The following is an 11,641-nucleotide window of genomic DNA, read 5'->3' on the forward strand; positions in this document are numbered from 1 at the left end:
TAAACTAAATCTAAATGGATTTTTCTCAAATACCTTCTCCATGTTATGTTTTGGAGGAAGTTAAATTAGTTGATAATTTGAAGCTTATCAGCTCAGTTCAGAATGAAAGTGGCGGCAAAATTATACTGGCCTTGAAGGGCTTTTCTATGTATAAAATGTTTCCACTTGTTAAAAAGTATTTGAGCGGAGCTACTGCCAGTAGTTTAAATGAAGCTCGCCTGATATTTGAGGAAATGCATTGCAAAGCCCATACATACGCTCCTGTATATAAGGAGGAAGAGTTCGAAGAATTAATGGGATATAGTTCGCACATTACTTTCAATTCCCTGAATCAATTTGAGCGTTTTAAAGATAAAGTAGATGCTCACAAAGAACCTATATCTATGGGTTTGCGAATTAATCCACAATATGCCGAGGTAGAAACGGACATGTATAATCCGTGCATTGTGGGTAGTCGACTAGGTATTACCAGAGCGGCATTAGGAGAAAAGTTGCCAGAGGGAATTGAAGGTTTACATTTTCATTCCTTATGCGAAAACGACTCCTTTGTTTTGGAGAGAACCTTGGTTCATGTAGAAGAGAAATTTGGAGATTTGCTGCATCAAGTAAAATGGCTAAATATGGGCGGAGGTCATTTAATGACGCGTTCTGGTTATAATATTGGACATGTAGCTAAGCAAATTGAAAGACTAAGAAAGACCTATAATATTGAAGTGATTTTGGAGCCAGGTTCAGCCATAGCATGGGAAACAGGTGTGCTGATTTCTACGGTTCAAGACATCGTGGATGCTCAGGGCGTTAATGTCGCCATATTAGATGTCAGTTTTGCAGCTCATATGCCCGATACCTTAGAGATGCCTTATAAACCAAGAATTATAGGGTCTTATCCAACAGCATTAGAAGGGAAACATAATTACCGTATGGGTGGAACCACCTGCTTGGCAGGAGATTTTATGGGCGATTATGCTTTTGACGAGCCGCTAAAAGTAGGGGATAGGGTCATTTTTGAAGATATGATTCATTATACCATGGTCAAAACCACAACTTTTAATGGTGTCGGTTTGCCTTCTATTGGTGTTTTGAAATCTGACGGTAGTTTTGAATTGCACAAGAGCTTTGGTTACGAAACCTTCAAAGAAAAATTGTAATATTTAAAAATAGTTGACAGGCTTTTGATTTAATCAAAGGCCTGTTTTTGTATAAATAGAGGGTATTTTTCCCCTTGAGGTTCAATGGAAAATATCCTTATTTTTGTGATACAAAATTTGACCCTTTAATGAAAAAAATCTTCTGCGTACTTTTTCTATTAACCAACCTTCAAGGTTATTCGCAGCTAACTGCGAATAATATTATCGATAAAATCAAAGCGGAGGTCAATTGCGATTGGGCAGAACAAACCGTTGATAACATAAAGGCTGGAGATGGGAATACGGAAGTTAAGGGTATTGCCACCACTTTTATGGCCACTTTGGAAGTTTTACAAAAGGCAAATGCCCAAGGTCTGAATTTTGTAATTACCCATGAACCTACTTTTTATTCGCATACAGATGATTTGAAACTGCATGAATCCTCTCCAATTCAACAGGCTAAACTGAAGTTTATCAAAGACAATAACATGGTGGTTTGGCGTTTTCACGACCATATTCATAGGAACAATCCGGATATGATTTATGAGGGTGTGGTGGACGTATTTCAATGGCAGCAGTACAGAAAAGACAACGTTTACTTTGAAATTCCAGCGATGAGCTTGGAAGATATTGTGGCACACATAGAAAAGCAATTTGGAGCTAAGACGCTAAGAATAGTAGGAAATCCTAAAGAGAAATTTACCAAAGTGGGTATGGCTTTGGGAGCTTCAGGTTCTGGGAGTCATTTTGCTAGACTAGATAATCCCAACACAGAGCTATTGATAGTGGGGGAGAGCAACGAATGGGAAACAATACCATACGTACAAGATGCCATCACATTAGGGCAAAAGAAGGCTGTAATCGTTATGGGACATGCAGATTCAGAGGAGGCGGGAATGAATTACTTTGCGAAATGGCTGAAAAGCCTTTATGGAGGTCTACCTATTGCGTTTATTGAGGCTAAAAACCCCTATTGGAGAAGCAAATAAGAGAAGCATGTGTGATAATAGTGTTTTGATAAAACCGTTTCAATAAGAACCCCAAATTTGTTTTATTTGCTTAAGTCTATTTCCCATAAAACTGTTCTTTCAAAGTGCCATTTAAATCTATACTTTCTATTAAGCGTTTTACTCTGACCGTCTTAGGACTTTTTCTTTTCTTTTTTGCTCAAGGCCAAATGGAAATTCACTTTCCCACAGAAAGAGCCGTTTTTCAGAGAGATTTAAATAATGAGGGCACGATATACATCAGTGGGAGCATTGGGGAGCGTGTAGACAAGTTGGAAGTGCGTCTTAAAGAGTATAAGAATGGTGTGTTGGTGGATTTTAAAGATTGGGAAGAAATTCAGAATAACTCACAAGTTGGTGGTTTTAAAGGGGCTGTAAAAGTAAAGGGTGGTTGGTATCAGCTACAAATAAGGGCCATTAAAGGAGAACAAGAATTATATCAACGTGTTCTTAATAAAGTAGGGGTAGGGGAAGTCTTTGTGATTTGTGGTCAATCAAACGCCCAAGGAATCTCTGGCTTAGGTGCTACAGGAGCAAAAGATGACAGAGTAAATTGTGCCAATTTTTTAAATGAAAACTATAGCAAAGAACCCAATACATCCCTTGTGTTTAGTCAGCTAAAGGATAATACTAATATTGGCCCAATTGGACTCTCCCCATGGTGTTGGGGGCAGGTGGGAGATAGTTTGGCGAGTCAATTGGGGGTGCCAATCATGTTTTTTAATGCGGCTTTAACACGTACGCTGAGTAGTAATTGGTATCAAAGTTCTGTTGGAGAACCTACCAAAGATGCTATTTTTCAAGGGCTATTTCAGCCAGGTTTCCCTTATCAATATCTTAAAACCACGATGCAATATTATGGTTCCCTGTTTGGGGTAAGGGCTGTTTTATGGCATCAAGGAGAAACGGATACATATCCGGGTGTACCCGTGGAAGAGGAGATTTTTGGGTATTATAAAGGCCTTATTGAGAATATAAGAAAGGATTTTGGTCAGAATATGGCATGGATGTTCTCGCGAGTTTCTTATAGTGAAGGCAGAACATCTCAGGTGGTTCTTAAATCTCATGATAGAATAATTAAGGAGCCGAACTTTAATATTTTTGAGGGACCTTCTACAGATAGTTTAATGATTCCGCGGTACGACGAAGTGCATTTTGGCAATAAAGAAAATATCAAGGGTTTAGAGATTTTGGCAGGTGCTTGGATAGAAAAGCTGAACACCAGTTTTTTTGGTGCTTGTCAGCCTATTTTAAGTAATCCTTTGGTTGATTTAGGGGTTATGTGTGTGAATGAAAACCAAGCAAGGATATTATTGCCCAGTAAACATAGTTTGTATCAATGGGCAGACGGAGATGACAATGTAGATAAAGTGGCTACATCTGGTGTTTTTAATGCAGACTTGAGAGACAGTCTAGGCAATTATAAAATAAGTTCTTCTATAAATTTAAATGCCGTCATTTTTGAAAGGCCTACTGTTTTTTCTGAGAAAAGTACCCTTTGCAAGGACGAAAAGTTGATTTTGTCAAGTAACGATGGCTTCGAAAACTTGGTTTGGAATAATGGCATTGAAGCCAGAACACTAGAGGTCTCTGAAGGTGGACTTTATACCTATTCTGCTCAAAATGCGGTTGGTTGTACTTTTTTGTCCACCGAAAAAATAATAACAGCTATTCCCGAACCAGAGTTTGCCAAAGAACTGGGTGTAGGAATTAATGGAAACATCACAAAAGCTGACGCTATATTGGGCATTTGTGAAGGAGATGTAGTGAATGCAAAAGCCGTAGATGGTTTTGATGGATATATATGGTCTGACGGACAAATAGATAAAGAAAGAGAACTAACAACAGATACGGAATTGACTTATAAAGGGTTATATGGTCCAAACTGTATTTCAGACGCCTCCTCTAAAATTACCGTGAATGTCTATACCTTGCCCCCTAAACCGTCTTTGGTCTCTGAGGCTTTGTTTGAAATAAATGTGGTTAATGTAGAGGACTTTGATGGTTTTGTCTGGGAGAGAGATTTGGTGGTCTTAGATAAAGAAACCGCAATTATAAAATTTAGAGAAAGTGGTAATTATGCGGTAGTAGGTTATAAAGATTATGACGGTAAAGCCTTTTGCCTTTCGGAAAAGTCAGAAGTGATCTTTAAGGACCTGCCAGATGTGGAAATGAATTTGGTTTACCCTAATCCTGCTATAGATTTTGTGCATATAGAGTCACCCGAAATTCAGAAAAATGTAAAAATTAGACTTTATAATGATCTGGGTAAGCTGGTCAGTGAAATTCCCTTAATACGTTCATGGGAAACCAAAATCTCCATACCCCTTAGGGGATTACCTGCTGGGGTCTACATCTTACTTTTAGAAAGCAAGGAAAGTTTACTTCGAAAGAAAATAATCATTCTATAAGCTTATTTTATCTATTCTTATAAAGTAAACAAGAGAAACTTGTATTTATTGGCGAAAAGAGTCTAATTAATCCTGCTTTTCGATAGAACGATCTTAACCCTATAGAAGTATTATGAAGTTAGCCTTTATTGATATCGCTATTATTCTGCTGTATTTAGCATCAACCGTAGTGATTGGTTTAGTATTAAAAAAGAAAGCAGAACGCTCTAAAAGCGACTATTTGCTTGGTGGAAATAAAATCCCATGGTATTTGCTCGGTTTATCAAACGCCTCTGGTATGTTTGATATTTCTGGTACCATGTGGCTGGTTACTTTACTTTTTGTCTACGGACTTAAATCTGCTTGGATTCCTTTTCTATGGCCAGTTTTCAATCAGATATTTTTGATGGTTTTCCTTTCCATGTGGTTAAGGAAATCTAATGTAACCACAGGTGCCGAGTGGATAAATACCCGTTTTAGTGGCAGAGGGGCTTCTATGTCACATTCAGTGATAGTAGTTTTTGCTATTATCTTGGGCTTAGGTTATCTGGCCTATGGCTTTATTGGCATTGGAAAGTTTGTTGAAATCTTTGTGCCTTGGGAGGTGGTTTCTGCCTACATCCCTTTTGATATTCCTTTAGAATATGTGCCGCATTTTTACGGAATCATTTTTACTTGTTTTGCCGTGTTTTACTCGCTTTTAGGAGGGATGATGAGTATTGTTTGGGCTGATGTGATGCAATATAGCTTGATGGCCGTTTCTGGAATAGTGATAGGCGTAATTGCGATGAATGCGGTGGCTACCAATGGTCTTAATGTACCCGATGGCTGGATGAGTCCATTTTTTGGAACACATCTAGATTTAGATTGGACTAACATTATTCCTGAAGTAAACGATAAGATAGCGAGTGATGGCTATAGCTTATTTACCGTCTTTTTTATGATGATGCTCATGAAGGGCTTGTTGGTGTCTTTTGCTGGGCCGGCACCTACCTATGACATGCAGAAAATATTATCAACAAAGTCGCCTAGAGAAGCCGCCTTAATGAGTGGCTCAGTTAGTGCTATTTTGATGCCTTTGAGATATTTCATGATTGCTGGTTTTGGGGCTTTAGCTTTGGTGTTTTATGATAAGCTTGATTTGGTCGTAGGAGGTGCTATTGATTTTGAACAAATATTACCTTCAGCTATTAATGAGTTTGTACCGGTAGGTTTATTGGGTTTATTATTGGCTGGTTTACTGGCTGCTTTTATGTCTACGTTTGCTGGTACGCTAAATGCCACACAGGCTTACATTGTGAATGATATTTATCTCAAACATATTAATCCCACGGCAGATAATGATACCATAAAGAAGACCAACTGGGCGGCTGGTATCATCATGGTGCTTATCAGTATTGTAATGGGTTTTTATGCCAAAGATGTCAATGATGTTTTACAATGGATTGTGTCTGGTCTTTATGGCTCTTATGTGGCTTCTAATATGCTAAAATGGTACTGGTGGAGGTTTAACGGAAGTGGCTTTTTCTGGGGTATGGTTGGGGGCTTAGTGCCTGCTTTATCGTTTCGATTTATTTTCGATGGCGTTTTAGATTTATACACGTTTCCGTTGATGCTATTGATAGCTCTGATAGGAGCCATAGCTGGAACCTATGCCGCCCCTCCTACGGATGAGGCAACGCTGAAATCATTTTATAAAAACGTAACTCCATGGGGTTTCTGGGGACCAATACGTGAGAAAGTAATGGCTGAAGACCCTTCCTGGACAGGAAAGACATTCTTCAAAAGAGATATGTTTAATGTGGCTGTCGGAATTGTATGGCAAACCTCCTTAGTGATATTCCCTATTTATCTGGTTTTCTTAGAAACACTGCCTATGCTCGTTACACTTGGCATAGCCATTTTGTGCACCCTGATTTTGAAAAGAACTTGGTTTGATAATTTACCAAAAGATAATTAATTAAGATACTTCCTTTTTGAAACCATATTTAGCTTGGCTTTTAAGCCAAGTCTATTAAGGAGGTGTGTTTTACAAAGCAAAAGAAATGAAAAAATTCCCAAAAAATTTTACATGGGGTGGAGCCACTTCTGCGTATCAAATAGAAGGAGGCTGGAACGAAGATGGTAAAGGACCTTCTATCTGGGATGTGTTTTGTATGACGCCAGGTAAAATAGCCAAGGGAGATACTGGAAATATAGCCTGCGACCATTATCATAGGATAGAAGAAGATGTGGCTCTAATGAAAAAATTGGGATTAAAAGCTTATAGGTTTTCTATTTCTTGGTCGCGTATTTTACCAGCCGGTGTAGGAAAAGTAGAACAAAGGGGAATTGATTTCTATTGTAGATTGATAGACGAACTACTTAAAAATGACATAGAGCCATGGGTAACGCTTTATCATTGGGATTTACCCGCAGCCTTGCAATTTGAGATGGATGGTTGGATTGGGGATGATATTTCTGATGCTTTTGCGGCTTATGCAGATGTCTGTTTCAAGGCTTTTGGCGAAAACGTGAAGCATTGGATTACCATAAATGAAGCTTGGGTGGTGGCTATTTTAGGCTATGGACATGGTGTTTTTGCTCCAGGGAAAAAGTCTGGTGATTTGCCATATATTGCAGGGCACAATCTACTAAAGGCACATGGTAAGGCCGTAGATGTTTATAATAGGAAATATAGAGCTACGCAAAAAGGAAGAATAGGAATTACGAACAATTGCGATTGGCGTGAGCCACTAACAAATTCAAAAGAGGATAAGGAAGCTGCAGAAAGGGCTTTGGAGTTTTTTCTGGCTTGGTTTGCAGACCCAATTTATAAAGGCGATTATCCGGAATCAATGAAAGAGAGGCTGGGAGATAGATTACCAACATTTACAGTAGAGGAGAAGGCATTACTAAAAAACTCCTCCGACTTTTTTGGACTGAATCACTACACCACCATGTTTGCCTCAGATGCCACAGACATTCCGGACAAAGGAAGTGTTTATGGTAATGGAGGACTTTCGGAAGATCAGAATGTGAATCTGAGTGTAGAGCCTCACTGGAAACTGACAGATATGAAATGGGCCATAGTGCCTTGGGGCTGCCAGAAGTTACTGGAATGGATAGCCGCCAGATACGATAATCCAGAAATCTATATCACAGAAAATGGCTGTGCCTTTGATGATAAACTGGTGAATGGAAAAGTGGAGGACAAAGACCGAATAGCCTTCTTTGATGGTTATCTATCTGCTGTTCATGGTGCCATAGAAAATGGTGTGCATATGGGTGGTTATTTTATATGGTCGTTGATGGATAATTTCGAATGGGCTTCGGGTTATGATAAGAAGTTTGGCATAACTTACATAGAAGAGGGAACGCTAAACCGTGTGCCGAAAGACTCGGCACTGTGGTATGCGGAGGTTATTAAAAACGCGGGATTATAGGCCATTTGTCGTTAAACAAAGGTATTATGATGGGTAATTCGGGTTTCTGCCGAAAAAGTTTTGAGCAATTAGAATTTTTTCAACTTATTTAAGGCGTGAAAACTTTAAAATTATCCATACTTCTTTTGCTGGGGAGTAATCTCGGCTTTGCCCAGAATGCCTTTATTGAGGGCGTTATTGTCACCATAAGTAATGATACTATTCTTTGTAAGGTTCCAAGCGAAAGGTCTTTTGGTAAAAGAATACCAATTTATAGGAATGAAACGGGTAAAAAAGAAAGCATAAAGACCAGCGATGTACAGTACCTGGTTACTGAGTCAGTAGGTTATCAAAATATTCGATTCAAACAAGGTAATAAAGAAGTTCAGAAATTAATGGAAATTTTTGCCTTAGGAGCCATTAACTTATACATTGAACATAAGATTTTGGACGCCCCCACGCCAACAGTCTTTGTGGTGGCGAACAAAGCGAGGAGAAGAATTAGGGTGAAAGCAACGATTTACGCTAAGAAGTTTTCAGTTATTTATGTCTTGAATAAGAAAGGAATGGTCTACTTTCTTTCTGAAGAGAATTTTCTGCAAACCATTGTTCCGTTGATTGCTGATAACAAGGATTTAAAGCGAAAAATTGAAAAGGAATACTATCGATACGAACATATCAAAAAGATTATTGATACCTATAATAAATATCATTCACTGGAACAATAATCTTTACGCTCCCTTCTTCAATAATTCTGGAAACTTAGCTTTAAACTTATTCAATCTCGGTATAGAAACCGACCTCACATAAGGCTGATTTGGATTAAGCTTCTCATAGTTTTGGTGATAATCCTCTGCTTTCCAAAACTTCTCAAAAGGTATTATTTCAGTTACAATTGGTTTTTTGTAGTCTTTCGCTATGGCTGCTTTAGCGGCATCTGCAATCGCTTTTTCTTCGGCATTTTTATAGAAAATTACGGAGCGGTAAGAGTCTCCAAAATCGGGCTGCTGACCTACAGTAGTAGGGTCTTGCGAACCGTAAAATACTTTTACTAAGGTCGCATAACTTATCACGGCTGGGTCGTAAAATACTTCTACTGCTTCTGCATGACCTGTTCTGTGTGAACCAACTTGTTGATAGGTCGGGTTTTTCTCTTTACCTCCAGAATAGCCAGAAACTACTTCCTTTACGCCTTCTAAGCTTTCATAAATGGCTTCTACGCACCAGAAACAACCAGAGGCAAAGTAGGCGGTTTCATATTTGGCAAGTTCTGCTGCTGGTGTTTCTACCACGTTTTGTGTTTGATTGGTGCTTTCACATTCTTGAAGGTTGAATAAGAACAGCATCGCGATTAATACACTTTTCATAATTTATTCTTTTTAGATAACACCTGTTTTTACAGGCGAATGATTTTCAAATTCTTTGGAGTCCACTATTTCTACTAACCTTATTACAGCTTCACAGAGTTCCGAAAAACTTAAATATAAAGGCGTAAGAGCTATTCTAATGATGTCTGGTGGACGATGGTCAGTAATGATGGTCTTTCTATTTATACGTGGATGAATCAGAGAAAGATTTATTCGGTAGGCTTCTTTATGTGTTAAAGCGATGTGTGATCCTCTTTCAGCAGCTGCTATTGGACTTGCTATTTTGTAATTCCTTTCTTTCAGAAATAATTGAAATAACTGTATGAATAATTCAAATAATAATTCCGATTTGTTTTGAATGTTTTGAATTCCTGCTTTTAAGAAGATATCAACACCAGGCTCAATCGCTTTGGTAGACAATATTGGAGGTGTGCCTACGGCAAAGTTTTGTATGCCATCTGAGGCTCTAAAAGTAGGACTAAAGTCAAAGGGAGCAGCATGTGAAAACCAACCCGTAATCGGGTTTTGAAGTCGACTTTGCCATGCTTTTGAAACGTAAAGAAAAGCAGGAGCACCAGGTCCGCCATTCAGGTATTTATAGGTGCAGCCTATGGCCATTTCCATTTTTAAAGCTTTGACATCAATAGGCACCGCACCAACAGAATGGCTCAAGTCCCAAAGGTTGAGAGCTCCGTTTACAGTCGCTTTCTCATTGATAAGCTTCACGTCATATCGGAAGGCATTTTGAAAAGTGACATGGCTTAAACTTACCAGAGCAGTGTTTTCAGAAATGGCATTTAAAATATTCTTATTGGCTTGCTCAAAGTTCTCCTGATTTACCACATGGGATGTTTTATCTTTAAAAGATTGTTGACATAATTCATGAAGGATATATAGATCGCTGGGGAAGTTGAAACTATCTGTAACTATCTCACTTTTGTGGCTTTGATAAGACAGACTAGCGAAAGCCAGTTTATACAAGTTAACAGAAACACTGTCGGTTATAATGACTTCGTCGGGTTCTGCATTAATAAGTTTGGCTATTTTTCCGGCTATCCTTTGATGGCTTTTTAGCCAGTCTTGATTCCAGCTTCTTATCAAACTGGAGCCCCATTCTTGATTGATGGTTTCTTCTAAAACTTGCTTTGTTTTCTTAGGCAAAACCCCCAAAGAGTTACCATCCAGATAGATTGTTTTTGCGTCTAAAACAAAGTCGTTTCTGAATGCCTTTAGTGGGTCTTCTTCGTCTAATCGAGCTACTTTGGCTTTGATGTTTGTCATGGTTTTACCAAAGATAGAACATCATTTAGCATTAAATCAACCCACTGACCATACATTTTAGCAGAAGGATGTAGTCCGTCGCCGGCTACTAAATCAGTATCTTGAAGTCCTTTCCTAGAAATGGGGGTAATGTCAAAAAACGCAATGTTTCTTGCCGTACAAATGTCTTTCTGAATTTGGTTATATTCATTTATCTCTTGTGTTATTTTTTGAGGGTTTCTGCCTTGACCAAAAGGCGTAAAACCATAATCTGGAATAGAAACCACAAATACTTTTGATTTGTCCCCTCCTGCAAAACCTATCGCTCTATCTAATAAAGGTTCAAATTCTCTTTTAAAATCTGTAGCCGATCTACCTCTGAATTGATTATTGACCCCGATAAGCAAGGATACCAAATCGTAATTATTCTTGGGAGCACTGTGGTTAATGGCTTTATCGAGTTCATCTGTAGTCCATCCGGTTTGAGCTATTATTTTTGGGTCATCCATTTCTAAACCTTTTCTGGTGAGCTGTTCTGCAAGCTGAACTGGCCATCTGCCAGACGGGCTAACGCTTTCACCGATAGTGTAAGAATCTCCCAAAGCTAAATATTTTATGGAAGAGCCGGAGCTTTCTGTTGAGGCGGGCACGGTATTTTTTTTGGTACATTGAGCCATCAAGGCAACGGTAACGAGGAGTAATATGCTTTTCAATTTTCTATGTTTAATATTTTAATGCTCAAAGTTCTTTCAGCAGGCATTGGGCCTCTTCAAGGAATGCTTAATCAGATACGTTCAAATGGTTTATTTTGTCTATTTGGCCTGTATTTTTCCTAAATTGAACTATTATATATAAAACCTTATTAAAAGACATGAAAAAAACACTACTTATTTTACTAAGCTTTTTTGCTTTTCAGGTTTCTGCTCAAGATTTTGAACCCATAGATAAAAGTATCATGGATGTGGCTTATTATCCAAATGGGGCACATAGAGCTGCTTTTGCTAAAACGGCAAAAGAGAAAGCGGCTATAATGCCGAGAATTAGAATTACATATTCTAGACCATTGGCCAATGGAAGAGAGATTTT

Annotated in this window: 9 protein-coding genes and 1 pseudogene; 7 read left to right on the forward strand and 3 right to left on the reverse strand. The window is 38.5% G+C overall.

Going from position 1 to position 11,641, the window contains the following annotated elements; genetic code table 11:
• The first annotated feature begins 14 nt into the window (after nt 1-14).
• The 6 genes from nspC (at nt 15) to ACTBZY_RS16515 (ending at nt 8,656) form a co-directional block, all read left to right on the forward strand.
• Nucleotides 15-1,148: a carboxynorspermidine decarboxylase gene (gene nspC, locus ACTBZY_RS16490; protein ID WP_463047449.1), complete on the forward strand. Its 1,134-nt coding sequence runs from the start codon at nt 15-17 to the stop codon at nt 1,146-1,148.
• 128 nt (nt 1,149-1,276) lie between these two features.
• A complete protein-coding gene (locus tag ACTBZY_RS16495) occupies nt 1,277-2,116 on the forward strand; it encodes a Nif3-like dinuclear metal center hexameric protein (protein ID WP_463047450.1) in 840 nt (279 codons plus the stop codon).
• A gap of 188 nt (nt 2,117-2,304) precedes the next feature.
• A complete protein-coding gene (locus ACTBZY_RS16500) occupies nt 2,305-4,545 on the forward strand; it encodes a T9SS type A sorting domain-containing protein (RefSeq protein ID WP_463047451.1) in 2,241 nt (746 codons plus the stop codon).
• Between the two features lie 112 nt (nt 4,546-4,657).
• Nucleotides 4,658-6,484 carry a sodium:solute symporter family protein gene (locus ACTBZY_RS16505; protein ID WP_463047452.1) on the forward strand — a complete coding sequence of 609 codons (1,827 nt, stop codon included), beginning with the start codon at nt 4,658-4,660 and terminating at the stop codon, nt 6,482-6,484.
• An 85-nt stretch (nt 6,485-6,569) separates the two neighbouring features.
• Complete coding sequence (locus ACTBZY_RS16510) at nt 6,570-7,949, forward strand: GH1 family beta-glucosidase (RefSeq protein WP_463047453.1); 1,380 nt, start codon at nt 6,570-6,572, stop codon at nt 7,947-7,949.
• A gap of 95 nt (nt 7,950-8,044) precedes the next feature.
• The gene (locus tag ACTBZY_RS16515; RefSeq protein WP_463047454.1) at nt 8,045-8,656 is read left to right on the forward strand and encodes a hypothetical protein; all 612 of its coding nucleotides are present in this window, start codon (nt 8,045-8,047) and stop codon (nt 8,654-8,656) included.
• 3 nt (nt 8,657-8,659) lie between these two features.
• Here ACTBZY_RS16515 and msrA read toward each other — a convergent pair whose 3' ends face one another.
• The 3 genes from msrA to ACTBZY_RS16530 are packed head-to-tail and all read right to left on the reverse strand — an operon-like array spanning nt 8,660 to nt 11,268.
• Nucleotides 8,660-9,295, reverse strand: a complete 636-nt coding sequence (gene msrA, locus ACTBZY_RS16520; protein ID WP_463047455.1) for a peptide-methionine (S)-S-oxide reductase MsrA — start codon at nt 9,293-9,295, stop codon at nt 8,660-8,662.
• Between the two features lie 12 nt (nt 9,296-9,307).
• Nucleotides 9,308-10,576, reverse strand: coding sequence for a kynureninase (kynU, locus tag ACTBZY_RS16525; protein WP_463047456.1), 1,269 nt, complete (start codon nt 10,574-10,576; stop codon nt 9,308-9,310).
• Nucleotides 10,573-11,268, reverse strand: a complete 696-nt coding sequence (locus tag ACTBZY_RS16530; protein ID WP_463047457.1) for an SGNH/GDSL hydrolase family protein — start codon at nt 11,266-11,268, stop codon at nt 10,573-10,575. Before ACTBZY_RS16530 ends, kynU begins: the two co-directional genes overlap by 4 nt.
• A 158-nt stretch (nt 11,269-11,426) precedes the next feature.
• On the opposite strand from ACTBZY_RS16530, the pseudogene ACTBZY_RS16535 reads away from it, so the two are divergent.
• A pseudogene (locus ACTBZY_RS16535) lies at nt 11,427-11,641 on the forward strand (DUF2911 domain-containing protein); the annotation flags it as partial.

Source organism: Arcticibacterium sp., assembly GCF_055134445.1.